Origin of the sequence: Vibrio lentus (genome assembly GCF_002875945.1) — a bacterium.
GTDB classification, from domain to species: Bacteria; Pseudomonadota; Gammaproteobacteria; order Enterobacterales; family Vibrionaceae; genus Vibrio; species Vibrio apostichopi.
This window is the reverse complement of record NZ_MCZK01000144.1, coordinates 40,709-67,706: the sequence shown is the minus strand read 5'-3', so window position 1 is coordinate 67,706 and position 26,998 is coordinate 40,709. Positions and strand designations below refer to the sequence as shown.

Sequence of the window (26,998 nt, the reverse complement as noted above, 5' to 3'; positions counted from 1 at the left end):
GCTCAGCCTTTAGCTAAAAAATAAGGCTAGAGAGAAGACTGAGCAGGTATAAAGTTACGCTTGAGCTTTTTCTACTTGAGTCTGCTCTGATGGGTTTCCATCTGATTTGTTGTCGATTTTAATCTCTTTGATTTCGCCGTTTGGTTCACGGAAGAAGTACATGAAGATCACGAGGATGATGGCAATCATGATGGCACCGAAGCCCCACATGCCGGACCAATCGAACGTGAGTCCATTCTGTGGTTCGTCGTAAGCAAACATCTTCTCCATTAATACGCCACCTAAGCGGTAACCCAGCAAGCTACCGATACCTTGGCAACCCAATGTGATAAGGCCTTGCGCTGCGGTACGCATGTGAGCGGGTGCTTTTTTGTCGACGTAGATGTAAGCCGTTACGAAGTAGAAGTCATAGCTCACACCGTGCAATAGGATGCCTGCGAACAACAGTGAGTATAGGTACCAAGTGTCTGCGCTTCCGTAGACGAAGAAACCGTAACGAACTGCTGCCGTAAAGAGACCAAGTAGTAGTACCTTCTTAATACCAAATCGTTTGGTGAAGAGAGGTAACGCCAGCATAAAGAAGATTTCAGAGAACTGACCCAGCGTCATCCAGCCAGTTGCGTTGCTCATGCCTACTTCGGTTAAGTAGCCGTTTGCAAAGATGTAGTAGAACGCCAATGGCATGCTGAACATGAAAGAACAAACGAAGAATGCTAGGAAGTTTTTGTCTTTCAGCAACACGAGTGCATCAAGGCCAAGCATTACTTTTAGGCTAAGTTTACCGGTACTTTTGGGTGGAGTGTCTGGCAATGTCAGTGCGAAGATACCCAGAGCAGCTGAAGCGAGTGCCGTCAGAATTAGAGGGATATTGCTTGATGAAATATCGCCGTAACCCAACCAACCTGGTAAGAAACCAATCGCGATACCAGAAGCGATCCAGCCGATGGTGCCCATTACACGAATACGCGGGAAGTCACGTTCTACGTCTTCTACGTTAGAGAAAGCAATGCTGTTGGTCAGTGCAATCGTCGGCATGTAGGTTAACGAGTAAAGCAAAAGGATTGGGAAGAAGGTGGCAAACTCGGTTTGTTGAGCTGCTAAGTACATTAAACCTGCACCCGCTATCAACATCACTGAAAGTACTTTCTGCGCTGCGAAGAAACGGTCGGTGATTGATCCAACTAGGATCGGTGAAATGATCGCGGCGATTGCGGTACATGCATAAGACCATGCGATCTCAGTCGGGGTAAAACCATTGGTATTGAGTATTTGCCATAAGGGAACAAACCATGCTCCCCAGATAAACCATTCAATGAACATCATTGAAGACAGTTTGAAGTTAGTCGATTTCATTATTATGTCCTTTAGTACTGTAGGGTATGCAATGATGGTATTTTAAATGATAGTACCAATACAATACCATTGAGGTTGTTTTGTGATCTAATTATCAGATGTATCAGCAATGGAGTTACTTTATATGATCATAGAACATGGTGTTTTGAGCTGGTGCTGAGATCTAAATATGACGAGTTGTTTATCTAAATGACTGTTTCTAAATACGTTCTTTGAAGGTCTCAGGCGATGCCTGTCGAGAAGGAGGAAGGAATAACGTGGGTAGGGAAATTAGGCATAAAAAAAGAGCAGTCAACGCTGCTCTTTCTGGTCTTAGTTTGGGTCTATGACCAAGTGAATAGTTAACCCATAAACCAAGAGATAAAAATCAACGCACCAAAGCCGAATGTTGCCATCAGTGCCGTATCGCCACCGGCTGCTGTGTAGCTGCCTTCAGTTTGTAGGTGAGGGAAATCAGGTCTACGAACCTTAACTACCATCGCCAGAGGCCCCCAGATAGCTAAGAATACCAATACCATGCCCGCATAATCCAGCATGCTCACAAACTGGCTCGCGAACAGTTCAGCGAGTACCAAAGGCAATACAAAGGTCAGAGCGTAAGCCAGTAGTTTGTTATTGGTAACGGCGTCTTTGTTTTGGTCGTAAAGCGCCATGGACACGCCAAGGAAAGATGTCACCAGTGCCAATGCTGAGAACAGCGCAATCACGACTTTCAGCCAAGCAGACTGCCCGCTAAACGCAGAGATCAGTTCTGAAATGTTATGGAACTGGCTGATAGCGTCTGTACCAAGGTTACCGATAATCGCGAATAACCAAGTTAGGTAGCAGATTAGTGGAATCACCGAGCCCAGCAGAATCATGTTACGGATCTGCTTTTGAGTCGCTTCGCGGTTGTAGATAACCAGTGACGGGATCACTACCATAGAGGCAAAACTAGTAAAGATAACCGCGCTGTACTGCACCACGTCATTAGCCTTGTATTTGCTGGCTTGAGTCAGGTAATCAAGGCGAATGTTGCTAAACAAAGAGGCGATAACGATAAATAGCATCACCACCATCATGATGAATAAACCGCGATTTAATTTGTCGATATATGATTTACCCGCCACCACAATCACACCCATCAATAGGCTGAAAACGGTATAAGCAGCGGATGCAGAGATGTCTACGCCCACGTCGAGCAATAGCTTATGAATGATATCGCCAACACCCAAGATATAAGCGATCAGCATGCAGACCAGCAACAGGTAAAAGAGTGCATTGATAAAGTGTTTACCTTTGCTGCCCAGAGTTAGGTAAGCAACACTGCTCATGCCACTGTTGTCTTTAGTTTTGGTGCACGCTTCTGCCAGAAGAAGAGCTGAGTAAGTGGTGCCGATAAAGATAAGTAGCATCAGCACTGAGCTGATCATGAAGCCAAATTGGGCCAACACCATGGGAATGGCAAGCATACCAGCCCCTAATGCAGTTCCTGAAAGAATCAAAGAACTGCCGAATAATTTCATATTCAAGAAAACAACCTCGAGGTATCCAATTAATTTTTAGTTGGATTGTAAATATTTGTTGCCAAGACTAACAAATTACTCAGCAAAGTTAGGGGTTAAATTCTAATAAATTTTGAATTTTTCTAAAAAATTTAAGCGCGAATTTATGGGGTGTATATCTGATAGCTTGTGATATTTGCCTGGTGATTCTTTTTAGCTTTTTGATAACTTTTGTAAATTGATCGCCGTTCAAGAATTCGCAAGTTGAGGTTGATTAAGTCATGTCTTAATTACAGTGAAATTGAGTCAAAACCTTGCTTATTTAATGAATCCTTGCATGTCATCGTGTTTGTCATGAGTGTTATTTGATGAGCCTGAGCTCTTTGACTTTTTCTTGAATCAGGTTTTGGACGAGCAGAGTAAGAAACTGGATGCGAGGGTGATTTGCATTTCGTTTCAACGTCACCATGTCGATGTCAAAGTCAGGGATTTTAATCGGCGGTTCGCATAAGACCAAGTCATCTTCTATCAATTCAGAACGACCTACCATCTCTGCCATTACAGCTAATACGTTTCTTCCCGAAAGCATTCTTCGAATGGTTAAAAAACGAGTTGTACCAAGCACAACATTGCGTTTTACACCAATATTCTCCAACGTGATATCGACTTGGCTCGTGAGTTCTTGGTTAGCCGTAATAATCATTTGTGGCGTTTTTAAATAAGTCTCGAGTGGTATCGGGAGGATGGTTTTCAATACCTTGTTATCAAAGGTGCACAGATGTTTTTCTCGGTAAAGGAAAGTGGTATTTAAATGGCTTGGCAATTCCTGAAATACGCCAATGCACAAGTCAGTATCTTGGTCTTCAAGTAAGGTCACACAATTTGCGCTATCGACCGGTTTGAGCAGAACTTTGCTAAGAGGTGCAAGTTGCTGAAGAGTGTCGAAAATGTCCGGACCAAAGATCTGCTCTGCATAATCACTGATGCCAATGACGAACTGACCTGTGTAGTTTTCTGGCTCAAATTGCTCAGCAGGTAAAACATCTTGCGTAAAAATCGCCAAAATTTGTTGAACCTTGGGGGCGACTTCATGTGCTCTCATGGTTGGCAGCATCTTATTACCTTGCCTTTCAAACAGCGGGTCATCTAATAACTCTCGAAGTCGTTTTAGGTTATAGCTGGTGGCAGGTTGTCCCAAGTGCAACTCTTTTGAGGCTGTCGAAACACTTTTTAAACGAAAAAGAGCATCGAAAGTTAACAGTAGGTTGAGGTCGATTCCACGCCAATTAAGATCTTTCACAGCAATCCTCGCATTTGGTAGAAATAACAAAAAAGAATCTAGGTTATCAATTTCGCTGATAAGTTGGATTGATTTGTTCAATTTTATCGATGGTGATTAGCAAAATATACTCAACTCAAGCAAGAAATCCTAGCCAAATAAGGGACAAGTGGATGTTGAGTGACAAATTGAAAGGCTTCTTAAAACAACTGAGCACGCTGTCGATTAGGCGCTTCTCAACAAATAGTGAGGACATTGAGCCTCAGGATGTATTCGTTTGTCGTGAAGGGACTGCTCATGACAGCCATCGATATATTGAAAGTGCAGTTGCGAATGGTGCGGTTGCAATCATTGCAACAAAACCCGTTTCAGCGTCTGTGCCTGTATTAATAACCGGAAGTCATTATCAAAGCCTGCTACTTATTAAAGCTTTCTATGAATACCCGCATAAGAAGATCAATCATATCGGTATTACGGGGACCAATGGAAAAACGACCGTCGCACATGGTTTGAATCAGATTCTTAAGAACAAGCAACAGAGCGCCTATATTGGGACGCTCGGTGTGGAGTTTGCGGGCAAAAAACAAGAGTTGAGTAATACCACGCCAGACGGGGTCACATTGTTAAACTTATTCAAGGATATGGCTGAAGCGCAGGTTACTGACAATGTCATGGAACTGAGTAGTCATGCATTAGTTCAAGACAGAGCTGGGTTTGTACCGCTCTCCGTTGGAGTGATCACCAACATTGGTCGTGACCACCTTGACTATCACAGGACGATGGATGGTTATGTTCAAGCGAAGCTTCAGATTTTAGATCGTATTCAACCCAATGGCTTTGCGGTGATCAACCTCGATGATGCACACGCCAATGTCGCGATTGAACGAGCAAGTAGTCGAGTGAATGTACTGACTTTCTCAATGCATAACCCTAAAGCGGATCTCTATGTCGAACAGCTTAAGGTTGAGAAATTTGGCGCTACCTTTATTCTCAATCATCAAGGTAGCAAAAAGTCTGTTTCTAGCCAACTTCCCTTTCAGTTTAATGTCGAGAACACCCTAGCAATGGCGACAACCCTTTTGGCATTAAAGTGGTCGTTGTCGAATATCGCGGACGCGTTGAATAGCGTTGTTGCCCCTGATGGGCGTTCAAAATATCTCTCGCTAAATAATGGTGCTGTGGCTCTCGTTGATTACGCCCATAACCATGATGGCCTCACGGCTCTCTATCGAGGCATCCATTCTCAATTGGCTAAGCGAGTTATCACTGTCGTTGGCGTGACAGGTGATCGAATTCGTGATGCAGCGGATATCGGGAAGTTATGTGCTAACCATTCTGATGTTGTCATTTTTACTTCGGACAACCCATTAGGTGAAATGCAAGAGGACATTTTCAGAGCATTAACCTCACAAGTAAACGACGCACTTTGCTATGAAATTAGTGATCGTTATGAGGCAATTCAGGTCGCTAAGCAATTGAGTCGAAGTGGCGATCTTATCTTGGTTTGCGGTAAAGGATCGGAAACCCACCAGTACATTACGACCAATCAAGTTGGTCGTCAGAGCTATATTGGCGATATTGCTGTACTGACGCTGGAGGAAGAGTCATGAATCGTGCGTTATTGTCGAATCGACTAAGTGTATTCCTACTTACTTTGCAATCATCTACTTGTTTAAAAGCGTTGATTAAGAATATCCGGCTATTCGTATTGTTAGGCTTTATTTTAGGAAGCGTCAGTAGCCCAAGCTTCGCGGTGGTAACGCCTAACCCACCAGACTTGCCCGCCAAAGGTTACGTATTAATGGATTTTCAATCTGGCGCCATCATTGCTGAGCAAAACTCACGTGCGATTTTAGCTCCTGCAAGTTTAACTAAATTGATGACAGCTTACGTCATCGGGCAAGAAATTAAGGCCGGTAGATTGACCTGGGAGGATACAGTCTCGATCAGTGAAAATGCTTGGTCGGCCAAATTCTCAGATTCATCCAAGATGTTTATTCAACCTGGAGATGAGATTTCAATCTCTAACCTTATGAAAGGCGTGATCGTTCAGTCGGGAAATGATGCTTCTGTTGCTTTGGCTGAATATATCGCGGGTAGTGAGCAAGCTTTTGTTAGCCTAATGAATGGTTGGGCGAGTTCTCTCGGGCTGCAAGATACTAACTTTGTGAATGCGCATGGCTTGGACGGTGAAGGAATTCAAACTTCTCCGCTTGATATGGCAATTTTGATGAAGTCGATTATTAAGGATGTACCAGACGTTTATGCTTTGTATGAAGAGCGCTTGTTTAAATGGAATAAGATTACTCAATATAATCGAAATAAACTGCTTTGGGACAAGTCTATCAACGTCGATGGTGGAAAAACGGGTTATACCGAAGATGCTGGCTATAGCTTAGTCAGCTCTGCTACAGAAGGTAAAATGCGTTTGATATCAGTTGTTATGGGTACCAATAGTCCTCAAGCCCGAACCACGGCTTCAAAGAATTTATTGAGTTATGGATTTCGTTTCTACGATACCAAACAAGTGATGGAAGAGAATCAAATCGAGTCTCAGGTGCGAGTTTGGAAGGGAGGAGCTGAACAAGTTAACGCCAAGGTAGCCGAAGATGCGTATTTAACAATGCCGAGAGGAACAGTCGATTCTCTGCAAAAATCGGTTGTATTGATTGAGCCGTTGGTTGCGCCAGTTAAGCAGGGGGCCGAAGTTGGAAAAGTCGTATGGGAAAGTAACGGCAATCAGGTGGCAAGTTACATTTTAGTAGCGGAGCAATCTGTAGAAAAAGGCTCTTGGGTAGTGCGACTGTGGGATAGCGTAAAGCTGTGGTTGCGTGGGTTATTCTCGGACTTGATCGGGCGGATTGAGGTGAAAGAATGATCGCGGAAATGAGCAATACGTCTATGTGGCGCAATCGAGATTATGTTCGCTTGCTCTCTGCACAAATCATATCTTTGGTCGGCACTGGCATGAGCTCTGTCTGCTTAGCTTTACTTGCCTATGAACTGTCTGGCGATGAAGCGGGTATGGTTCTGAGTATCGCTTTTGCTTTAAAGATGTTGGCGTATATTGGATTAGCTCCGATATTTGGTGCTATTGCTCATAAGCTGCCGAAACGGCAGACTCTGGTTGCACTCGATTTGATTAGGGCGCTACTGTTTGTTTGCTTGCCGTTTGTCACTGACGTGTGGGAAGTCTATGTGCTGATGTTTCTTATCAATGCATGCTCTGCGGGGTTTACTCCGATGTTTCAATCCACTCTGCCTTTGGTGTTAGTTGATAAAACACAATACGCGAAAGCACTATCGTTTAGCAGAATGGCTTACGATCTTGAGCAGATTTTTAGCCCAATGTTAACGGCTTTATTACTGAGTTTAATTGGCTTTAGGCAGTTGTTTATGTTGGATGCGGCCACTTTTATTCTGTCGGGTGTTTTGATCTTACTGTGCACACTACCAAATCTGAAACGTGTGAAAGAGTCAGTCAATAAAACTGAGAGCCCTAGTGCGGTGCAAGGGCTTCGCAATTATTTGAAAAAACCTAAGTTGAGAGCTTTGTGGTTTGCTTATTTGGCCGCCGCCAGTGCATCTGCGATGGTGTTAGTTAACACTGTGATTTATGTTCATGAAGTACTGCATGGTGATGAAACGCAAACCGCATTAGCGATGATGGTTGTTGGCTTGGGCTCTATGCTTATGGCGCTACGATTACCAAAGTGGTTAGAGAGTCACTCTCCCCAGCATTTTCACTGGATAGGGTTAGTTACCATATGCGCTTCTTTTGTCTTAGGGAGCTTTACGCCGGGTTGGATAGGGTTTGGCCTAATGTGTTTAGCGATGGGCGTTGGTATGTCTTGTATTCAAACCTCAGCTGGCTTGTTGATTACCCAAACTTGTGAAGGTGAAGATACGGCTCCCTATTTTGCGGCTCATTTTTCTTTGACACACTTCTGGTGGTTGTTTTGTTACTTGATTTCTGGGATGAGTGTAAAGCTGTTTGGTATGAGTACGGGCTATCTAATAATGGGTGGACTTTGTGTTATTAGCTGTTTGATGTACGCCTCAATCAGAGATGCTTCTAACCAGAGTCATGAGGGTTTGTCGTAAATGGAAAGATCCGTTGTCGCAGAAGCCACTCGGTAGTTTAGCGTTTCGCTCTTATTATCCTCACACCAATTATGTGGGGGTTTTATGTATCGTTTTCTGTTTTGTAGTTTTGCGCTTGTTCTCTTGTATCCAACGGCGATTGACTTGTATCTGGTTGGCTTACCTCAAATTGCAGCGGACTTAAATGCCTCTGAGGCGCAGCTTCATGTCGCGTTCTCCATCTATCTTGCGGGCATGGCAACCACCATGTTGTTCGCCGGTAAATTTGCCGACAGTGTAGGAAGAAAGCCAGTCGCTATTTTCGGTGCGATTGTCTTTGCTATCTCTTCGATGTTAGGTGGAGTCGTCACCAGTGCGGAACCGTTTCTAGCGGTACGCTTTTTCCAAGGTGTTGGTGCGGGTTCATGTTATGTAGTGGCATTCGCTATTTTGCGAGATGTGTTAGACGACCAAAAGCGCGCTAAGGTGTTGTCGATGATGAATGGCATTACCTGCATCGTACCCGTGCTTGCGCCTGTGATTGGCCACTTAATCATGACGGTTTACCCGTGGCCGAGTTTGTTCACGACCATGGCGAGCATGGGAGTGGTGGTGTGTTTGTTGTCGGTGCTCGTGCTAAAAGAGACTAAACCTAAGGTTACAGAGTCGATAATAACGAAAGCTTCTTTATCTGAGACACCTCAATCAACTTCAATCGAAACGTTTAAAGAACCGTTGTTTGTCAGCCGTGTGATCATGACCAGCTTAGGCGTGACGGCGATTTTGACTTACGTGAATGTGTCTCCAATGCTGATCATGACAGAGCTTGGTTTCGACCGAGGTCAGTACTCTTACACCATGGCTTTAACCGCGTTGGTGAGTATGTTGGTGTCTTTCTCAGCCCCGTTTGCTTTGAATGTGTTTAAACAAAAGAACCTAATGCTGACTTCACAAGCGTGCTTTGTTATTGCCACTATTTTGTTGCTCGCGTCGATTGGCGGCGGCTTAGGCCATTACGTCACGTTGTTAGGTTTTGCTTTCGTGTGCGGCGGTTTCTCACTGGGTTTTGGTGTTGCGATGAGCCAAGCATTGAGCTGTTATTCACAACGAGCAGGCGTCGCGAGTTCGATACTGGGCGTTTCTCAGGTGTGTACGTCGGCACTGTTTATCTGGTTGATGGGCGTTATCGGGCTAAGTGCATTGAATATGTTGGTATTTATATTAGCTGCTGGTGGAGTTATCAGTATTGCTCTAATACTATGGGTAGGTCCTTCCCAAGTTAAAAGTGATTATGAAGAAGCCACTAGCCCGTCTTGATCTGAATCTGTTATTCACTCTGCAATTGCTGTTGCAAGAGCAGAGTGTTTCCAAAGCTGCCAAAAAGCTCAACGTTACGCCCTCAACGGTAAGCAAATCACTGACTAAACTTCGAGACTGGTTCGATGATCCTCTATTTGTAAAGACACCAAGAGGTTTAACGCCAACACCACTTGCGCTGAGCATGGTGAAAGATCTTCAAGATTGGTTGCAGATCGGTAGCCAAATATTGACGACTCGTGGCGACGATGCGCCCAAAGATCTGCGCTTGAATCTCGAGGCTGAATCTCCTCTGTCGCTAATCATGCTCAATGAGCTGACGCAAAGCGTGTATCAACGCTATCCAGATGCAAAAATCAAAATGCGTAATTGGGATTATGACTCGATCGATTCCATCGTTCGCGGCGAATCGGACATTGGGTTTTCTGGGCGAGAAAGCCACCCGCGTTCGAAAGAATCCCTAGACGCGCTGCCATATTTCATCGACTTCGAGGTTCTGTTCCACGACTTGCCTGTCGTGTATCTAAGAAAAGACCATCCGGCCTTGCAAGAAGAGTGGAACCTTGAGGCTTTCCTTAAATACCCTCATATCAATATTGTGTGGGAGAAAAGTGAAACATGGGCGCTGGATGAAGTACTAACCGACCTGCAGCTCGACCGCAATATCGCATTGACGTTAGCGGGCTTCGAACAATCGTTATTTATGACTGCCCAGTCAAATCACACCATGACTACTGTTGCGCCGAATTACTGCCGACGTTACGTAGAACAACTTCACCCCAATCTTACCTGCTTACCTATCCCTCTAGATGAAGAAAGTGCCAATAAGTTGCTGATCCCATTCACCATGATTTGGCACAAGCGTAATGCCTACAACCCAATCGTTCTATGGTTAAAAGATACGCTCAGAGAGCTTTACCAATTTGAAGCTCAACAAGGACAAGATAAGACAAATGTTTAATGGGCTGTTGACCTGACTACAACTTCATAGTTTATCTTTGCTACCGAAATGAGGGGGGAAGTGCATGTATCGTATCTCTGAACTGGCCGAGTTAGTTGGATTGAGTCGCTCGACATTGCTGTATTACGGCAAGCTAGGTTTGATTGAAGCTCAACGCCAGAGTAATGGTTATCGTCTGTATTCAGAAAAAGATCTGCAGCGTGTTCGGTTGTTACAACAACTGCAAGCGGGTGGATTAACACTCAAAGAGTGCCAAGCCTGTTTAGATGCAAAGGTCGAACGAAGTTTGTTGGAAAATCGCCTTAAGCAGTTGGATGAAGAGCTAGTACAAAAGCAGCGTTCACGAGATCTATTAGCCGCAATGTTAGGCGAAAGTGGCTTAGAAGAGTGGCATGAGTCGATGGACAAGCTTGCGCCAGATGCACACCTCGATTGGTTAATTAAGCAGGGCTTTGATGAGAAGCAGGCTCTGCGATTAAAGTGGTTATCGAAAGACATGAATGAACATGAGCAATACATGGCGGATTTTGGCGTCATTTTTGACGGATTAGAACGGTTAGGGCCTGGAACGGCTGAAGATACTTTAGCGGCATTGGCACAAGTTCCTCACACACCGAAACACGTCCTTGAGATTGGTTGTGGTAAAGGTATTGCCACCTCTGTGCTGGCGAAAGCCCTCAAAGAAAATCAACCCGATGTGCAGATTACTGCAGTCGACAATGATCAACCGAGTTTAGATATTCTGGCTCAGCAAGCGCAAGCATTTGGCTTAGAAAGCAATATTAAAACCGTGTGCGCAAGCATGATGGATTTGCCGTTTGAAACTATGTCGTTCGACTTAATCTGGTCGGAAGGCAGCGCTTACATCATGGGTGTTCAGAAGGCGTTAAAGCAGTGGCGGAAGCTACTTTCCGATGATGGCATCTTGGTCGTCAATGATTTGGTGTGGAACACCGACAGTCCAAGCGAATCAATCAAAGCGTTCTGGCAAAAAGAGTACCCAGACATGACCACGGTCGCTGAGCGCATCAAGCATGCAAAGGCGGCTGGTTATCAAGTTTTGGATGACTTTACGCTGAGCGATGCAGGCTGGCTTGCCTATTATCAGCCTTTACAAAAGCAAGTCGAGTCTTTGAAAGCGACGATGCCGAACTCAAAAGCGCTCGCAGATTGCGACAATGAAATTAAACAATTCTTCAATAACAGCAGGCTTAAGAGCGAACTTTCGGAAGGCTCTGCTAAGCGTGATTTTGATTATCACTTCTTTGTGTTGAAGAAAGTACAGTAAGTGAAGAACACCATGAAATTTAGACAATATGATTCAAGCGAAATCGAAACGATCACTCAACTTTTTACTCAAACCTTTACTAATTCAGAAGGCGAGAACGAAGGTAAAACAGTGGGTAAGCTTGCCAACGATCTCTTAACAACCACTGATTCGGACAAGTTACTTTGCTTTGTTGCTGAAGATGATGCCAGTGAATCTGACAGCACGATTGTTGGCGCGATTATCTTTACTCCGCTTTCATTTGACGATGAAACCAAGGCGTACTTGCTTTCACCAGTAGCGGTGAGCACTCAGGTTCAAAAGCGCGGTATTGGCCAAAAGCTGATTAACTTTGGTTTAGACGCTCTAAAAGAACAGGGTGTCGAACTTGCGGTGACGTACGGTGATCCTAGCTATTATTCAAGAGTGGGCTTTGAGCAAATCACTGTTGAACAAATCCCAGCGCCATTTGAGTTGAGCTACCCTCATGGCTGGATCGCTCAATCGCTGACTGGCAGTGAAATCAAAGTGACGAGTGAACAGTCGAGCTGTGTTCAAGCTTTGGCTCATGCTGAATATTGGTAGTCGCTCAAAATAAAATCTTAGATGAATGTAAGCCCATCAGGTTTCACTTGATGGGCTTTTTTGTTTTTAATCAGAAAGATAAGTTAAAAATAGCTCGATTTTAAATAGTCTACTTCCCCTTTTGATTTCTTATTCGATAGTTATTTTGAACGATTGTTCAAAATAACACTTGAACGATCGTTCTGGTTTGGTTTATATTGTTTTCACACCAACGGAGAACCGTCATTAATTACTCCGTGATTGAATAAACTTAGAATCAGAATTGATAGGAATAGAGCCATGAGCAACTTCAAAATTCACTCAGTAGAATCAGCACCAGAACAAAGTAAACTCATTCTTGAGGGTGCAAAAAAACAGATGGGAAGAGTACCGGGGTTGTTTGGCGTACTAGCTGAATCTCCAAATACGCTGAAAGCCTACAGAGAGCTTCATCAGCTTTTTAACGACTCGTCTTTTGATGCTGAAGAGCTTACGGTTGTTTGGCAAACCATTAACGTTGAACACGAATGTCATTACTGTGTGCCGGCGCATACAGGTATTGCACACTCAATGAAGGTTGATCCTGCAATCACCGAAGCGCTACGTAATCGTACAGCCATGCCAACTGAGAAGTTGCAAGCACTGCACGACTTCACGCTAAGCATGGTTCGTAATCGTGGCAATGTGTCTGAAAGTGAAATGACAGCATTCTTTGATGCGGGTTACGGTCAACAACAAGTGTTAGAAGTGATTCTTGGCTTGTCTCAGAAAGTAATCAGTAACTATGTAAACCGTGTTGCTGAAACGCCAGTAGACAAGGTATTCGAACAGTTTGCTTGGAAAGGTTAATCTGCCTTTAGCTAAGTAAGACTAAGAATGATGAAAGCCCCGCTCAGTTGAGTGGGGCTTTGTTGTATTGATTGGGATATGTTTTTTTATTGCTTATTTATCTGCACCTAATGCTATTTTAAGTCGCACCAAAGCGTCTGATAATATTTCTGCAGGACACCCTAGATTCAAGCGAATAAACCCTGAACCTTCCTCGCCAAAGGCACAACCCATACTTGGTACAATGCCGGCTGCAATGAGTTTACGTTCTAGCTCTGCATCGCTTAGTTTCATTGCACGGCAATCTAGCCATGCAAGATACGTCGCTTCGGGCTTTGTGAAACGAATATGAGGAAATTCTGCTTTTATGAATCCGTTCAGCGTTTCTATATTGTCTTGCAGATAGTGTTTTAAGTCCGCTAACCAAGTTTCACACTCTTGATACGCCGTGGTCGCCGCTGACATTGATAGGCTGTTGAAGCAATCCATGCCATGAGCGTCCAAACGGCGAATAAACTGCTCCTTCAACTCCGAATTCGGAATGACGAAGTTTGAGATTCTCAATGATGACAAACCAAACGTTTTACTGGCCGCAGTCGCCACAATAAGTTTGTCGGTTAGCGAACTTGGTAAGCTTAATGTTGAATGGAATACATTAGGTGTTAGCGTTAGATCACTCCAAATTTCATCACTGATTAGACATACATCGTGTTTTTTACACAGCTCTGCAACTTGGGTTATCTCTTGCTTATTCCATGCTCTTCCTGTTGGGTTATGAGGATTACAGAAGATCAATGCCTTTGCACCATTGGCAAAGCAGTCTTCCAAGTGAGCAAAATCAAGCTGGTAGTGACCATCAGATTCAATCAACGGATTGTTCAAAACTCTTCGGTCATTCAGTTCGATGATCTTACGAAATGATCCGTAGCCTGGGCTTTGGATAACGATCTGGTCATTCACTTGCGTGAGCATTTGTAGTGCCATTGCGATACCCGGCAATACACCATGTATCGTGGTTATCCACTCTTTTTTGATTTCAGTGTCATGTTGGTTTCTAAACCAATCAATCATAGCTTGGTAATAGTCATCCTGACGTTCTGAGTACCCAAAAATACCATGAGCGATATCTTGAGCTAAACGGTCGAGCACTTGCTGAGGAGCTTGGAAATCGTAGTCAGAGACCCACATAGGTAGCAAGTCAGATCCTTCCAACCCTAGCTTCTGATCCATAAAATCCCACTTTACCGATCCTGTATTTCGGCGGTTAATCGTATTGTCGAAAGAATTCATAGGATGTGAGCCTTACTTAGTGCTGTGAGCTAGAGAAGTTTCTACGGAGTCTTCTGACTGTTCGGGCTTTGCGCGTGCAATACCAAATCCAGTGAAGCCATAAATCAGAGCGAAAACGACGCCGGTGTAACATTGGATAGCCCAAGGTAGGTAATCTAACGTTGCTACGCCGAGTGTGCTTGCCATGTAAATACCCGCAGCTGTCCAAGGAACCAGTGGCTCAATAATCGTGCCTGCGTCTTCGATGGTTCTGGATAGGTTTTTAGTATCTAGCCCCATTTTACGGTAAGCGTTTTGGAACAACTCACCTGGGATAAGAAGGGCTAGTTTGCCATCAGATGTCGTGAAAACTACGGTAATCGTCGCGATTACTGTTGATGCGATAAGTTGTCCTGTTGAGTGAATCATATGCAAGAAACGACCTAGTACCACATTTAGTGCACCGGTTAGGCTTAACACACCTGCAAAAGAGAACGCACAGAAAACTAGTAGGATGGTGCTCATCATTGAGAACAAACCACCACGGTTAAGCAGCTTAGACACATCAGGAATTAAGCCATCAATCGCTGTACCTTTTGATTCAAACAGAGCGACATTGAAGCCGTCGACATAAGCTTGGAAACCTTGTTGAAGAGAGAAACCTTGTAGAACCATACCTAATACAATCGCTAGGGCAGACGCACCTAACATCAGTGGCAGCACAGGCTTTTTGGTTAACGCACCCCAAAGGATCATGACTGGTGGGATAATCAGAAGAATGTTGAAGTTATAAAGGCTATCTAACCCAGCAAGAATTTGAGTCACTTTTTCTGGCTCGCCAACCGTGCTTATATCGGCACTTTGGCCAGCGAAGAAAAAGACAACAGAAGCAATCACAAAACCCGGTAGCGTTGTGTAAAGCATGTGTTGAATGTGTTCGTATAAGGTCGTGCCTGAAACGACAGGTGCAAAGTTGGTTGAGTCTGAAAGAGGCGAGATCTTATCGCCAAAATAGGCGCCAGAAACAACGGCGCCGGCAGCTGCAGCCAGTGATACATCTAAACCTGCCGCAACACCCATCAGTGCGACACCAACGGTACCCGCAGAGCCCCAAGAAGTACCAGTACACACAGAGACAACAGAAGTAACGAAAAAGGCAGCAATGAGTATGTATTCAGCACTGATGACTTTAAGTCCCCAGTAAACCATGTAAGGGATGGTGCCACTGATCATCCAGCTGGCGATAAGGCCGCCCACTGAAACCAATATCAAGATAACAGGCATTGCTTTTGCGAGTTTCTCAACAATCGCGTTGATGATGTCATCCCAGTTGTAGCCCATCTTCCAAGCAATACATGCTGTGAAAGTCGCAGAAATGAGTAGCAGAACTTCAATGCGAAGTCCTAAAACACCGTATCCAATAGCAAGCAGCGCAAACATAACGGCTATAGGCGCTAATGCTAATCCGAACGATGGTAGAGGCTTTGAGTTATTCATATTTGTTGTCCTCAGGTGAATGTAGGGTTTGTTCGGAATGGATAATAAGCGTGCTCTGAAATCGAAAGTGCGACTTCAATGCTGTTTTCATGTAAGCGGTTACATGAGATGTGTACATGAGATTTTGGTCACATTTCGTCTCATTTTAGTGCTTGATTGACTTAACCGTCTGCCTTTCAACCAGTGTCGCTTCGAATTTATGTTGTTTGGGAGGTGCGTATCCTGCGGCTTTAAGTTTTATGGCAAGGTTAGCCGCATAAGTCGACATCTCGTCAATAGGGTTGTGCATGGTGGTTAACGGAGGGTAAAGGTAGCGAGCGAGCAAAACATCATCAAAGCCGATGACTGAAATATCGTTGGGAACCGAGATGCCTTGATCTTGTAAGCTGGTCATTAAGCCTGCGGCCATCACATCATTAAAGGTGACTGCGGCTGTGACCTCTGGGCATTGGCTTACCAAAATGTCACCCGCGGCTTCACCACCTGATTCACTAAAGTTTTGGTTGATGATCCAATTAGGTTGTATTTCGATATTGGCCGTTTTCATGGCTTCTTGGTAGCCTTGCAAGCGGTCGGTTCTGTCCTGGATTGGAAGGTCGCTCGAGACATAGGCAATTTTTCGATGACCCAGCTCGATGAGGTGTTGCACTGATATTTGAGCCCCAAGTTGGTTGTCTACCCAAACTGAGCGATTCGATATTTGAGCGATCGTACGGTTGAGTAACACCATTGCCGGTAATTGAGCGGAGTAACGTAGTAGGGTGGTGTCATCGAGCATTTTCGAATGGATGACCATTGCTTCACAACCTTGGCTGATAAGAAAGTCGAGGCCTTCTTTTTCTCGCTGAGCATTGTGTCCGCCACTTACCACGACCAATTGGTAGCCATTGGTTCTAGCCACTTCCTCGACACTCTTGGCGACTAGCGCAAAAAATGGATCCGCAAGGTTGCCCGTCAGTAACCCAAGCGTATTGCTGCTTCTGCTTGCTAAGGCGGTTGCACGCGCGTCTTTGTGGTAATTAAGCTCTTTGACTGCACGTTCTACACGTTCTAGCGTGATGGGCTCAACATAGCAGGTACGGTTTAATACACGAGAAACCGTTGCTGTTGAAACCCCTGCAAGTGCTGCTACATCTTTTATTGTTGCCACGTTTAATTCTGCCAAGCATAGAAAGGCTGCGAGTGTAGCGAATCTCTAATGTTTAATATGTTAGTAAGGTCAAAGCTATTAACTCTGGGCTGAGAATATTAGTCGAATACTGGAAATATCTAACGTGCATGTTTCGCGATCAACTTCGCCAACGTGACAATTCCTTCTTTCCAATCTTTACTCTCTTCGATGTTGGCGACAGTGAAGCGCAGGCAGTGTTTGAATTGATCGTGTGTACCAAACACGGTGCCGGGTAAGATCCCTAGTTTATGTTTTAAGCAATCTTGATAGACGGCATAACTGTCGACCGATTCTGGGAGTGTTATCCAGTTGAGAAATGAGCCTTCCGGTTTTGACAAGTGATAGCGCCCAACAAGGTGCGGGTAGCTATCCAGTGCTTGTATTAACAGGCTTTGAAACTGTTTTTGATTGGTTTGATAGAGCCGTTTCATTTTGGATAAATGACTGCGATATTTGCCTGTCGTGAGAAACTGCCCGACCGCGGATTGCATGAGGTTCGAGCTGCCCATATTGTCACATAGCAGATACTTTTCGACCAAGGGTTGATAGCGACCTGAAAGTAACCAACCGACACGCAGGCGGGAATCTAAGGTTTTAGATAGCGAGTTTACGTAGATCACGCGATCTTGGTCATCAAGCTCTTTTAGACTCGCAATCGGTGCATCAAACGCCAGACTGCCAAACACATCGTCTTCTATAATCGGCAAAGATCCGGTTATCTCCAACAAGGCTTTTCGATTGGCTAGAGGCATTCTTGAACCTGTCGGGTTGGTAAAGTTTGGTGTCAGCAGCAGCGTTTTCACTTCCCACTTATCTAATGCACTTTGTAGCGAAGGAATGTCGATTCCGTGGCTAACACTGCTTGGTATTTCAAGGGCTTGTAAGCCAAGTGACTCGAGTAACAATAAATTCCCGAAGTAACACGGTGACTCTACCGCTACGATGTCACCCGGTTTGGTGAGTGCACGTAAAGCCAAACTGATCGCCTGTTGAGCACCATGAGTAATCGCAATCTCTTTCGATCCCGCAGGCACACCTAGATCATGGGTGATCTTTAACAATTGCTTTACTAATTGCTCGTCGCCGGGGGGTAATTGGTAATAACCGGGCAACTGAGTTTGTAAACGGCTATGGCGACCGATCTCGGCGTATAAGCTTCGAATCGCAGGATTATTAATGTTCGGGTGTGCAGAACCAGCAAGCAGTTTCAAACGACCTTTTGGACGAGAGAGTACAGACTTGGTGACCGACAACAGGTCAACTTTTTGAGGTTGGCTGGGCGCATCCCAACTTGTGGTGTTCGGGGCTTTGACGCGATAACCGGACTTGGGAACTGAATATACCCAGCCCGTGGCTTCCAATTCTTGATAGGCGCGAATCACGGTGTTTTTGCTCACACCAAGCTGTTCGCTTAACTGACGGATCGAGGGAAGGCGATCATCTGGATGAAAAAGCCCTTTATCAATCTGAGCCTTAATATGTTGTTCGGTGGCGAGATATTTATTGCCGATGAGTTCTGCTTCCACGTTATTCTCCCTCGTTGTTCACTCTCAATCTGTAACCATTTAAAGTGTTATATCTGTATCTTTATTAGTTATCTGTACCCAACTAAGGTAACAGCATTGATGAAGAGTTGACCAGAGGTTTGTAATGCTGATTAAAATGATTCCGTTTGTGTTTGTAATATTGTGGTCGTCAGGCTTTGTTGGCGCACGTCTTGGTGTGGAATACGCCGAACCCGCGACGTTACTTTCACTAAGGATGGTGGCCAACGTGGCGCTGTTCTTGGTTTTGATTGCAATCCTTAAGCGTCAAATTCCTCGTGGTCGAGCATTCTTCCATGCTTGTGTGGTCGGTATCTTGATTCATGGCTTTTATCTTGGTGGCACTTATTTGGCGATCGATTGGGGGATGCCTGCGGGGTTAAGTTCGCTGTTGGTGGGTCTACAACCTATCCTTACCGCGCTGATTATGGTCAGTTGTGCTTCACAGCGCTTTAACTTCGCGCAATGGCTTGGCTTAGCGCTGGGTTTTGCGGGGATTAGCTTAGTGTTGATGGGAAATATTCAATGGCAGTCAGATGACCAAAAAGGCATGGCTACGTTGTTGTGTTTAGTGTCACTGGTGGGTATTACCTGCGGCACCTTGTACCAGAAACGTTTTTGTCAGGGCACTGATATGGTGGGTGGCGCGATGGTGCAATACTTGGCTTCAGCTGCGCTGTTTCTGCCTTTTGCAATGCGTTACGAAACCATGCAGGTGAACTGGACGGTAGAATTTACGTTAACGCTAATCTGGTTGGTGGTTGTGTTGTCTTGTATCGCAATATTGTTGCTGCTGTACATGGTAGAACATGGCGCATCTTCAAGTGTGGCATCGGTGTTCTATCTCGTTCCACCGACGACCGCAATTCAAGCTTGGCTTATCTTTGGTGAATCGTTCGATATCTATGGTGCAATGGGCTTCGCGTTGTCAGCCGCTGCGGTTTATTTGGTGGTGAAGAAACCTGAACTGGTTAAATTCCGAAGACATGCAGCATTAGATCGGTAAGAGTGTATGACCAAGCTGGCTTGTACTTGAAAGCATCGCTGTAGAAACAAAAAAGAGCCTGACGATGCAGGCTCTTTTTTTGTAAATCTTGCGCTAACGATTAACGTTGCATCAAACAAGCGTATGCCGTTGTAAACGGTGCTTCTTGGTATTGCTTAAGGCCAGTTTCTTTGAACTTCATCATAAGAGGATTGCGCTTAAGACTTTCTTTAATGTCAGCTGGTGATACGACCGTTACGTCAAGGCCATCGATCAACTGAATTGCTGCTTCTAGTTTGAAACCGAAGCCACCGCCAGCAAATTTGCCTTTAGTTTGGCGCTGACGAATTACCACTTTATCTACTTGGTAATCTTCCATCAGTTTTGCGAAAGAGAATTGAAAATCTTTCATGTTTTGCGTGTCGTTTGCATCGCCAATTGCGACTTTTGAAACGCGACAATCAGGAATGTTAAATACGCCATCAGAAAGAGAAAGTAGACAAATGATTGCATCATTACCTTTGATTTCAACGCCACAAATTTTCATGTTTATACCTATTTACTTTTGAGCCGTACATTATGGTGTTATTTCTAACACTTCTCCAGTATTTGCGTGTATCAGCGGCAAATAAGTCCAAATCAGAGAATATTTTGTCTATTGAAAGTTAACCTTTGATTAAATAATCACCATGCGAATAAGCGGTATCGTTTGCTATGAGATGGGGCTCACAAAACCTTAGCGCGATTTCATATGGGTGCTGTATATTGCGCGCGCATCCCTATTTACCATGTGGTTATTAACCCCTATGAATATCAACAATCTTTCGATTAAGAGTAAAATTGCGATCCCGTTGCTGGTGATTGTGATTGTTTTCTCTACTGTAACAGTGCTTAACGTTATCAAGTCTAATGCTCAAGCGGAGATTAATAACGAGCTTAATAATATCGTTCAACCGGTTCTGGACAATCTAGAAGACGGCTATCGTGATATCTACCAAATTATCGCTTCGGCTCAAGGTCTGTTGCTTGCAAAAGACCAAGCTGCCATCGAATACCAAAAATTTGAATTCAGAGACAACGCTTATAAAGCGGTTCCTCGTTTTGAGAGTGTTGAAACGCTTTACAGGGCAGGCGTGTTGGATCCTTCTTCTCGCGGTGAGCTATCAAAGTTGGTTAACGCGATGAGTAAGTGGGTGTCGCTGCATGAACCAATGTTTGCAGACCCTGCCAATGCGCACCAATACAACATCGATTACTCACCAGCACTAGATGCTGAGTTTGCGATTATCCGTGACCAATTACGTGATATCAGAACCCTAATTGAACTGAAGCAGAAAGCGCTTCGTCAACAAGCGGATGATTCAATTGAATCAAGTAAGTTGATCATTGAAGTAGGGATGGGTGTTGCTATCTTTGCCGCGTTGTTCTCTATATGGCTATCGAATCGTTTTATTGTGAAACCAATCCAAAACGTCGAAAAAGCCATGAGTGATATTGCTTCTGGAGATGGTGATTTGTCTCAGCGCATGGTTGTTGAAGGTAGTGATGAAATTGCTCGTTTGAGTTCTGCATTTAATCAGTTCGTTAGCAAGATCCACGTTACTGTCGAACAAGTTATCTTGGCATCGAATGCGGTACGTTCTGAGATGGAGAACATCAAGTCTTTGACGCAAAGTGTGGCTCAGTTCTCTGCTAATCAACAACAAGAAAGTGAAGTTGTGGCAGCAGCGGTTCATGAAATGCAAGCAACAAGCATGGCTGTGAGTGGCAATGCATTAGATGCAGCAACCGCAAGTAATGTCGCGAACCACGAAGTGGAATCGGCGGACAGCACTTTGGGTTTAACGGTGACTTCTATCGAACGCCTCGCGCAAGATATCGAGAATGCAGGTGGTGTGGTTCAAGAGCTGGATACCGATGTGAAGAACATTGCGTCTATTCTTGGCGTGATCAGAGGAATTGCAGAGCAAACCAACTTATTGGCATTGAATGCCGCGATTGAAGCCGCTCGCGCCGGTGAGCAGGGCCGTGGTTTTGCTGTTGTAGCAGATGAAGTGCGCGCTTTGGCGAGTAAAACTCAAGACAGTACAGGTGAAATTCAGTCGATGATCGAACGTCTTGAAGTCGGTGCCAAGCAAGCGGTTATCGTGATGAATGAAAGTAAAGTCAGCGGCGAGAAAACCATCGTTCAAGCAAGTACAGCTGCGTCTTCATTGAGTGAAATTCGTAACTCAATCGGCATGATGAACGAGATGAACACGCAAATCGCAACGGCGGCATCGCAACAATCTCAAGTGTCTGAAGAAGTGAACAAGAATGTACAACGCATAGCTGAAAGCACTATGCAAATGGTGGAGATGGCAAGCAGCGCCGAGAACGCGTGTATGGCACTAGCAGAACAGTGCGAAGCGCTTGATGGCCTAGTTTCTCAGTTTGAAGTTTAATCTTGTAAACAAACAGGCAAATATGAGCCGATAATCGTTGCTAGTTGCTAGTTGCTAGTTGCTAGTTTCTTGTCTCTACTCATCCTCGATGAACCACAAAAAAGCCCGCGATCAATGAGTGCGGGCTTTCTTTTTAGATACCAGATCGGTTTTTCCGACCTTGTAATAATGCTTTGTTAGCTGCTACGACCGTCTTTGTATGTGTAACGGTAGTCAACTTTTACATTCGCTTGGTAATGGATGTCACCGCTCATGTTAGTGATTTTTTTCACTTCCATATTCGCGTCATCAATCTTGAACGAATCGTATTTTGTTGTTTGTTGGAACTGTGGCAGTTCTCTAGAAAGCTCAAAAGGTGTCTTTGCGCTTAGCTCATCCATAAGGTTTGTTCCTGCATCGTATGCTTCCGCTTCAGTAACAAATGTATCAGATTTTAGCGTTGTTTCTTGAATCGTTGTTTTGGTTGCTGCAAACGCTGTTGTGCTGAGTACAAGAGTTGATGCAAGTATGATTAATTTTTTCATAGGAGTACCTTACTTTGTTGAAGTACCTGTGTTCCGGTACAGAACCAACATATCAATGAAGTGGTAAGATGAGTGTCAGGGGAGAAGACGATTTTGTTAGTGTACGGTAAGGAATAATGAGAAATGTCAGCGGTTGGTTGGAATGATTTTGAACGATTGTAGGTGGTGAAGATTTATGCACAGAGCATATCAAGCAAGGTGACAGCAATTTGTAACTTCAATACACTGTATGGGTAACCATCGTTCAACATAGGGTAAATGCATGGCCAATTGGGAAGGGGTAAGTGAGTTTGTTGCAGTGGCAGAGCGTGAAAGCTTTACTGGTGCGGCGCAGAAGCTTGCTACGTCGGTGGCTCAAATCAGTCGCAGGGTGGCAAATCTCGAAGAAAGACTCGCAGTTAAACTACTCAATCGAACGACTCGAAAGGTTTCTCTAACAGAGGCGGGGCAACTCTATTATCAGCAATGTAAGTTGCTGGTCGAGGGCTTAGAAATTGCTGAACTAGCCGTAACGCAGATGCAATCCACACCGAAAGGTTTGTTGAAAGTGACTGCGCCCGTGACCTATGGCGAACGTCAACTCGCCCCGATACTTCACCAATTCTTAAAGCTTCACCCGCAAGTAGAGCTCGAGCTGATGCTGACCAACCAAAAACTTGATCTTATCGATTCGGGTGTTGATGTGGCGATTCGTCTTGGTCGCCTAGAAGATTCAAGCCTTGTGGCGAAGAAGCTTTCTCAACGACAACTCTACGTGTGTGCAAGCCCTGAATATATTGAGAGTTATGGCGAGCCGCATACGCTTTCTGAGTTAAGCCATCACCAATGTTTGGTCGGTGGTTTTGAGCATTGGCGTTTTAAAGAAAATGGTCGCCCTCGCTCAGTTCGCGTGAATGGGCGTATCAAGTGCAACAGTGGTCTAGCCTTGCTGGATGCAGCAAAGCAGAGCATTGGCTTAGTGCAATTACCAGAGTACTACGTGAGCGAAGACCTTGATTCTGGAGAGTTGGTTGAGGTGCTATCGGATTACCGAGATGACAAAGAGGGGATCTGGGCGCTTTATCCGCAGAACCGTAACTTGTCTTCAAAGGTTCGCTTATTAGTCGATTTCCTTTCTGAGCAACTGGACTAGTTCTATGACGCCAAGCCACCGTAATGCAATCAGTCCAAACGACTTGATACTCAGAGTGTTCGAGACACTTGAGCAGTACTACGGCTATTTTGATTGGTGGCAAAGAAATGACCCTTACGAGATCATTTTAGGCGCTATTCTGGTTCAAAATACCAACTGGAAGAATGCAGAGAAAGCACTCACCAATTTAGGCGACAAGTGTAATCCAAGGTCAGTTGCAAAGATGGATCTTGATTATCTTGCCCAAAAGATTCGTTCTAGTGGTTACTATAATCAGAAAGCCATTAAGTTGAAGGCCGTGACTGAGTGGTTTTCTAAGTACCAATACGATATGTCGGTGGTTCGTAAGCAGGACAAAGATCAGCTTCGAAAAGAGTTATTGGAAGTCAAAGGAATAGGTGGTGAAACGGCTGACGCGATTCTAGTGTATGCGATAGGCAAGCCATCTTTTGTGATTGATGCGTACGCGAGAAGGATCTTTACTCGCAATGGACTGGATGTGCCTAAATCGTATGAGAAATTTCGAGCTTTAATGGAAAGCGCAATCCCTCTGGATACAAAAAGGTACGGCTATTATCATGGCTTACTCGTCGAGCATGGTCAGCAATTTTGTAACCCAAAACCTAAGTGTGAACATTGCCCACTGAATCAAGATTGCGTTAAGGCCGGAGTTGGAGCTTAGTTCTACTCAGCGCTATTCCTTTCATTCAAACACTCTGCGATAAAAAATAGGGCTTCAGAATGATGATTCTGAAGCCCTATTGCATTTGATTCGAAAAGCTTTGAACGTTTTGTCGCGTTTATTTGCTATTCAATCGAACGTAAATGTATTAGACCGTAAAGCGATCCACCAAGTGGTATAGCTCATTGGCGCGGGTGTTTAAGTTTTGGCTACCGGTGCGGTTTTGATTCGCCAGTGATGCCGATTGTGAGCTTTGATCTGAAATCACCACAATGCGTTGAGATATCTCTTGGCCGACAATGTTTTGCTGTTCCGTGGCTGTGGCAATAAGCGAGTTCATGTCCATGATGGTATCAATCGATGCTTGGATCTTCGCCAGTGCTGCGGCTGCGGCATTAGCTTCTTCTACGGTCTGAGCACTTCTATTTTGGCTTGAGTCCATGGCTTTTACGGCAGCGTCTGAAGCGGCTTTTAACTGCTGAATCATTTTATGAATATCCCCCGTACTTTCTTGAGTACGACTTGCCAGCTTACGAACCTCATCCGCTACCACTGCGAATCCACGACCTTGTTCGCCAGCACGTGCTGCCTCGATCGCGGCATTCAAAGCCAAAAGGTTGGTCTGTTCGGCAATATCTTGAATAACGGCCAGTGAAGACGAGATGTTTTGAACATCGCCTTCCAAGCGTGATACGACTGTATTCGCTTCGGATACTTCACTTGCAAGCCCTGCAACCGAATCGGCAGCTGCGTTGACTATCTGTTGCGCTTCTTTGGCATTGTTTTCTGCTAATTTCGCTGAGTCAGCCGCTTGGCTTGCGTTGCTCGAGATCTCTTGCGCGGTTGTGGTCATCTCGGTCATTGCTGTTGCAACTTGTTCGGTCTCTTCACGCTGGCCTGTAGCAATCTCATCTACCTGAGCGGCGCGAGAAGACATGCTGTTGGTTTCTGAAACCACTTGCTGACCCACATCACTGACGCTGCGAATGATGGTTTGTAGGCTTGCCACAAAGGCATTGAAGTTCTCGCTGAGCTTGGTGAACTCTGGTGCTTTGAATGCTTCCATTCGAGCTGTTAGATCGGCCTCACCGCTAGCAAAGGCGCTAATTGAGCGGTCAAACTGCTCGAGTGGTTGCATGATCGTGCGGTTCACGGCAACGGCGAAAACTGCCACTACAAGAGCGATCAAGCCACAGAAAATCGCAATAGTAGTGAGTGAGCTTTGCAGTGCGACATTTGAACTCGCTTTCATCTCTGCAATCACAGCATCGATGTCGTCAGTGTAAAAACCCGTACCGAGCATTAAATCCCACTGCGGAATGAAAATCGAATAGCTGAGTTTTGGTAAAGCTTCGGACTGACCCAGTTTTGGAAAGTAGTAAGTGGTGAACTCACCTAATTTTGAGTTTTTGATCAGGTCGCGGATTAAGTAGTTGCCTTTTTTGTCTTGAAGGTCGTAGTAGTTTTTACCAATACCATCATTGTTTTGCCCAACAACGACTCGAACGCCTTTAGAGTCATAACCGAAAATATAACCAGACTCACCATATTCTAGCGTTCTTAATGTAGGCAGAGCCTCTTCCAGTGTCGCTCCTTTATCTATAAATGGGCTGATCGAAGAGTAGGCCATTTGTAGGTACGCTTTGAGTTCTTTTTCTTTCATCGCCATCATATTGCTACGCGTCGATTCTACTTGTTGTGCGGTTAGCTCGGTGCTCTTCATATACGTCACGCTCATCATCCCAATTGCCATTAGTAGCAGGGGAATGAAAGAGAGAATATAAAGGCGGTTCTTGATGGTTAGGGTCATTTAGCGCTTCCTGTGCAATTGTTCAATGCGGTTTTGACCACATTATTAATGTGATTTAAAAATGTAAATGGACTTGTTGTCTAATTGTTACCCTAGAATGTTTTTGTTTTATAAATATGATAGTGGTTAGGTTTTTAATGAGAGATGCCTTGCAACTAGGGGCTTAAGAAAGAAAAAGTGAGATTACTTCGATGCTTTTGAATTCGGCGCTGCTTTGTTAGAATGCGACGCTTTGTAGCACCCTGCTATGTCTATTCGTTAAGTGAGAAGATTCATGAACAAAAGCTATGTGACTATTGGTTTAACTAACCCAAAGAGCCCGACTAACGTTGGTGCTGTTATGCGCGCGGCTGGCTGTTACCAAGTCGACGAAGTTAAATACACAGGGCAACGCTACGAAAAAGCGGTTAAGTTCCATACCGACACCAAGAGTGCAACTCGTACAATTCCACTAACGGGTGTTGAGTCGTTTCTAGATAACCTTGATGCGGAAACTCAGATTGTCTGTGTGGAGTTGGCTGAAGGGGCAACACCGCTTCCGCGTTTTAAACACCCAGAAAATGCTATCTATATTTTTGGCCCTGAAGACGGTTCCATTTCTCAAGATGTAGCCGATAGAGCGGATCACGTTGTGTACGTACCAACGGTTGGTTGCATGAATTTGGCCGCGACCGTTAACGTGCTGCTTTACGATCGCCTTGCAAAGTCAGATGAAATGGACGAGAGCAACGAGCTGATCAAGAAAAGCCGTGATAACCGTAATCACCTATTAATTAAAGAAAAGTAAATCCTTCTTGTAGTGTT

The 26,998-nt window shown here is 44.7% G+C and carries 23 protein-coding genes; 13 read left to right on the top strand and 10 right to left on the bottom strand.

Going from position 1 to position 26,998, the window contains the following annotated elements:
• Window positions 1–54: 54 nt before the first annotated feature.
• From BCT49_RS16425 to BCT49_RS16415, 3 genes are all read right to left on the bottom strand, one after another.
• On the bottom strand, window positions 55–1,353 hold the full coding sequence (locus BCT49_RS16425) for a nucleoside permease (protein ID WP_102436661.1): 1,299 nt from the start codon (window positions 1,351–1,353) through the stop codon (window positions 55–57).
• A 341-nt stretch (window positions 1,354–1,694) separates the two neighbouring features.
• A complete protein-coding gene (locus BCT49_RS16420) occupies window positions 1,695–2,858 on the bottom strand; it encodes an amino acid permease (RefSeq protein WP_102436659.1) in 1,164 nt (387 codons plus the stop codon).
• 340 nt (window positions 2,859–3,198) lie between these two features.
• A complete protein-coding gene (locus BCT49_RS16415; RefSeq protein ID WP_241908100.1) occupies window positions 3,199–4,137 on the bottom strand; it encodes a LysR substrate-binding domain-containing protein in 939 nt (312 codons plus the stop codon).
• Between the two features lie 152 nt (window positions 4,138–4,289).
• Here BCT49_RS16415 and BCT49_RS16410 point away from each other — a divergent pair, with 152 nt between their 5' ends.
• The 8 genes from BCT49_RS16410 (at window position 4,290) to BCT49_RS16375 (ending at window position 13,157) form a co-directional block, all read left to right on the top strand.
• Window positions 4,290–5,726, top strand: coding sequence for a Mur ligase family protein (locus BCT49_RS16410; protein WP_102436655.1), 1,437 nt, complete (start codon window positions 4,290–4,292; stop codon window positions 5,724–5,726).
• A gap of 71 nt (window positions 5,727–5,797) precedes the next feature.
• Window positions 5,798–6,994 (top strand): D-alanyl-D-alanine carboxypeptidase family protein, encoded by a 1,197-nt coding sequence (locus tag BCT49_RS16405; RefSeq protein WP_372166250.1) that lies wholly within the window; start codon window positions 5,798–5,800, stop codon window positions 6,992–6,994.
• On the top strand, window positions 6,991–8,220 hold the full coding sequence (locus BCT49_RS16400) for an MFS transporter (RefSeq protein WP_102436651.1): 1,230 nt from the start codon (window positions 6,991–6,993) through the stop codon (window positions 8,218–8,220). The genes BCT49_RS16405 and BCT49_RS16400 overlap by 4 nt, the downstream gene beginning before the upstream one ends.
• Before the next feature lie 84 nt (window positions 8,221–8,304).
• Window positions 8,305–9,516: an MFS transporter gene (locus BCT49_RS16395; protein WP_102436649.1), complete on the top strand. Its 1,212-nt coding sequence runs from the start codon at window positions 8,305–8,307 to the stop codon at window positions 9,514–9,516.
• On the top strand, window positions 9,491–10,477 hold the full coding sequence (gene yidZ, locus BCT49_RS16390) for an HTH-type transcriptional regulator YidZ (protein WP_102436647.1): 987 nt from the start codon (window positions 9,491–9,493) through the stop codon (window positions 10,475–10,477). Before BCT49_RS16395 ends, yidZ begins: the two co-directional genes overlap by 26 nt.
• Window positions 10,478–10,541: 64 nt before the next feature.
• Window positions 10,542–11,765 carry a MerR family transcriptional regulator gene (locus BCT49_RS16385; protein ID WP_102436645.1) on the top strand — a complete coding sequence of 408 codons (1,224 nt, stop codon included), beginning with the start codon at window positions 10,542–10,544 and terminating at the stop codon, window positions 11,763–11,765.
• Window positions 11,766–12,329: a GNAT family N-acetyltransferase gene (locus BCT49_RS16380; protein WP_102436643.1), complete on the top strand. Its 564-nt coding sequence runs from the start codon at window positions 11,766–11,768 to the stop codon at window positions 12,327–12,329.
• A 279-nt stretch (window positions 12,330–12,608) separates the two neighbouring features.
• Window positions 12,609–13,157, top strand: a complete 549-nt coding sequence (locus BCT49_RS16375) for a carboxymuconolactone decarboxylase family protein (RefSeq protein WP_102436641.1) — start codon at window positions 12,609–12,611, stop codon at window positions 13,155–13,157.
• A 93-nt stretch (window positions 13,158–13,250) separates the two neighbouring features.
• On the opposite strand, the gene BCT49_RS16370 is transcribed toward BCT49_RS16375, so the two are convergent.
• The 4 genes from BCT49_RS16370 to BCT49_RS16355 form a co-directional block, all read right to left on the bottom strand.
• Window positions 13,251–14,426 carry a MalY/PatB family protein gene (locus BCT49_RS16370; protein ID WP_102436639.1) on the bottom strand — a complete coding sequence of 392 codons (1,176 nt, stop codon included), beginning with the start codon at window positions 14,424–14,426 and terminating at the stop codon, window positions 13,251–13,253.
• A gap of 12 nt (window positions 14,427–14,438) precedes the next feature.
• Window positions 14,439–15,902: a Na+/H+ antiporter NhaC gene (gene nhaC, locus BCT49_RS16365; RefSeq protein WP_102436637.1), complete on the bottom strand. Its 1,464-nt coding sequence runs from the start codon at window positions 15,900–15,902 to the stop codon at window positions 14,439–14,441.
• 145 nt (window positions 15,903–16,047) lie between these two features.
• Window positions 16,048–17,052 (bottom strand): LacI family DNA-binding transcriptional regulator, encoded by a 1,005-nt coding sequence (locus BCT49_RS16360; RefSeq protein WP_102436871.1) that lies wholly within the window; start codon window positions 17,050–17,052, stop codon window positions 16,048–16,050.
• 119 nt (window positions 17,053–17,171) lie between these two features.
• Complete coding sequence (locus BCT49_RS16355) at window positions 17,172–18,599, bottom strand: PLP-dependent aminotransferase family protein (RefSeq protein ID WP_102436635.1); 1,428 nt, start codon at window positions 18,597–18,599, stop codon at window positions 17,172–17,174.
• A 124-nt stretch (window positions 18,600–18,723) separates the two neighbouring features.
• Here BCT49_RS16355 and BCT49_RS16350 point away from each other — a divergent pair, with 124 nt between their 5' ends.
• Complete coding sequence (locus BCT49_RS16350; RefSeq protein WP_102436633.1) at window positions 18,724–19,623, top strand: DMT family transporter; 900 nt, start codon at window positions 18,724–18,726, stop codon at window positions 19,621–19,623.
• Window positions 19,624–19,723: 100 nt separating this feature from the next.
• Here the strand turns inward: BCT49_RS16350 and BCT49_RS16345 are convergent, their stop codons facing one another.
• Window positions 19,724–20,149: a DUF3010 family protein gene (locus tag BCT49_RS16345; protein WP_017088295.1), complete on the bottom strand. Its 426-nt coding sequence runs from the start codon at window positions 20,147–20,149 to the stop codon at window positions 19,724–19,726.
• 259 nt (window positions 20,150–20,408) lie between these two features.
• Here BCT49_RS16345 and BCT49_RS16340 point away from each other — a divergent pair, with 259 nt between their 5' ends.
• On the top strand, window positions 20,409–22,046 hold the full coding sequence (locus BCT49_RS16340; RefSeq protein WP_102436869.1) for a methyl-accepting chemotaxis protein: 1,638 nt from the start codon (window positions 20,409–20,411) through the stop codon (window positions 22,044–22,046).
• Window positions 22,047–22,222: 176 nt separating this feature from the next.
• Here the strand turns inward: BCT49_RS16340 and BCT49_RS16335 are convergent, their stop codons facing one another.
• Window positions 22,223–22,570: a DUF3316 domain-containing protein gene (locus BCT49_RS16335; RefSeq protein ID WP_017076504.1), complete on the bottom strand. Its 348-nt coding sequence runs from the start codon at window positions 22,568–22,570 to the stop codon at window positions 22,223–22,225.
• Window positions 22,571–22,832: 262 nt separating this feature from the next.
• On the opposite strand from BCT49_RS16335, the gene BCT49_RS16330 reads away from it, so the two are divergent.
• Window positions 22,833–23,702: a LysR family transcriptional regulator gene (locus tag BCT49_RS16330; protein WP_050632447.1), complete on the top strand. Its 870-nt coding sequence runs from the start codon at window positions 22,833–22,835 to the stop codon at window positions 23,700–23,702.
• A 4-nt stretch (window positions 23,703–23,706) separates the two neighbouring features.
• Window positions 23,707–24,384 carry an endonuclease III domain-containing protein gene (locus BCT49_RS16325; protein ID WP_102436631.1) on the top strand — a complete coding sequence of 226 codons (678 nt, stop codon included), beginning with the start codon at window positions 23,707–23,709 and terminating at the stop codon, window positions 24,382–24,384.
• A 148-nt stretch (window positions 24,385–24,532) separates the two neighbouring features.
• On the opposite strand, the gene BCT49_RS16320 is transcribed toward BCT49_RS16325, so the two are convergent.
• Window positions 24,533–26,194: a methyl-accepting chemotaxis protein gene (locus BCT49_RS16320; RefSeq protein ID WP_102436629.1), complete on the bottom strand. Its 1,662-nt coding sequence runs from the start codon at window positions 26,192–26,194 to the stop codon at window positions 24,533–24,535.
• A 274-nt stretch (window positions 26,195–26,468) separates the two neighbouring features.
• On the opposite strand from BCT49_RS16320, the gene BCT49_RS16315 reads away from it, so the two are divergent.
• Window positions 26,469–26,981: an RNA methyltransferase gene (locus tag BCT49_RS16315; protein ID WP_102436627.1), complete on the top strand. Its 513-nt coding sequence runs from the start codon at window positions 26,469–26,471 to the stop codon at window positions 26,979–26,981.
• Window positions 26,982–26,998: the final 17 nt, after the last annotated feature.

Bases quoted from the DNA above. Each gene is read 5' to 3' on its own strand.
- BCT49_RS16325 (WP_102436631.1), top strand. From the start codon at position 23,707: ATGACGCCAAGCCACCGTAATGCAATCAGTCCAAACGACTTGATACTC.
- BCT49_RS16370 (WP_102436639.1), bottom strand. From the start codon at position 14,426: ATGAATTCTTTCGACAATACGATTAACCGCCGAAATACAGGATCGGTA.
- BCT49_RS16395 (WP_102436649.1), top strand. From the start codon at position 8,305: ATGTATCGTTTTCTGTTTTGTAGTTTTGCGCTTGTTCTCTTGTATCCA.
- BCT49_RS16340 (WP_102436869.1), top strand. From the start codon at position 20,409: ATGAATATCAACAATCTTTCGATTAAGAGTAAAATTGCGATCCCGTTG.
- BCT49_RS16345 (WP_017088295.1), bottom strand. From the start codon at position 20,149: ATGAAAATTTGTGGCGTTGAAATCAAAGGTAATGATGCAATCATTTGT.
- BCT49_RS16400 (WP_102436651.1), top strand. From the start codon at position 6,991: ATGATCGCGGAAATGAGCAATACGTCTATGTGGCGCAATCGAGATTAT.
- BCT49_RS16425 (WP_102436661.1), bottom strand. From the start codon at position 1,353: ATGAAATCGACTAACTTCAAACTGTCTTCAATGATGTTCATTGAATGG.
- BCT49_RS16315 (WP_102436627.1), top strand. From the start codon at position 26,469: ATGAACAAAAGCTATGTGACTATTGGTTTAACTAACCCAAAGAGCCCG.
- BCT49_RS16375 (WP_102436641.1), top strand. From the start codon at position 12,609: ATGAGCAACTTCAAAATTCACTCAGTAGAATCAGCACCAGAACAAAGT.
- BCT49_RS16410 (WP_102436655.1), top strand. From the start codon at position 4,290: ATGTTGAGTGACAAATTGAAAGGCTTCTTAAAACAACTGAGCACGCTG.
- nhaC (WP_102436637.1), bottom strand. From the start codon at position 15,902: ATGAATAACTCAAAGCCTCTACCATCGTTCGGATTAGCATTAGCGCCT.
- BCT49_RS16420 (WP_102436659.1), bottom strand. From the start codon at position 2,858: ATGAAATTATTCGGCAGTTCTTTGATTCTTTCAGGAACTGCATTAGGG.
- BCT49_RS16350 (WP_102436633.1), top strand. From the start codon at position 18,724: ATGCTGATTAAAATGATTCCGTTTGTGTTTGTAATATTGTGGTCGTCA.
- BCT49_RS16335 (WP_017076504.1), bottom strand. From the start codon at position 22,570: ATGAAAAAATTAATCATACTTGCATCAACTCTTGTACTCAGCACAACA.
- BCT49_RS16330 (WP_050632447.1), top strand. From the start codon at position 22,833: ATGGCCAATTGGGAAGGGGTAAGTGAGTTTGTTGCAGTGGCAGAGCGT.
- BCT49_RS16320 (WP_102436629.1), bottom strand. From the start codon at position 26,194: ATGACCCTAACCATCAAGAACCGCCTTTATATTCTCTCTTTCATTCCC.
- yidZ (WP_102436647.1), top strand. From the start codon at position 9,491: ATGAAGAAGCCACTAGCCCGTCTTGATCTGAATCTGTTATTCACTCTG.
- BCT49_RS16385 (WP_102436645.1), top strand. From the start codon at position 10,542: ATGTATCGTATCTCTGAACTGGCCGAGTTAGTTGGATTGAGTCGCTCG.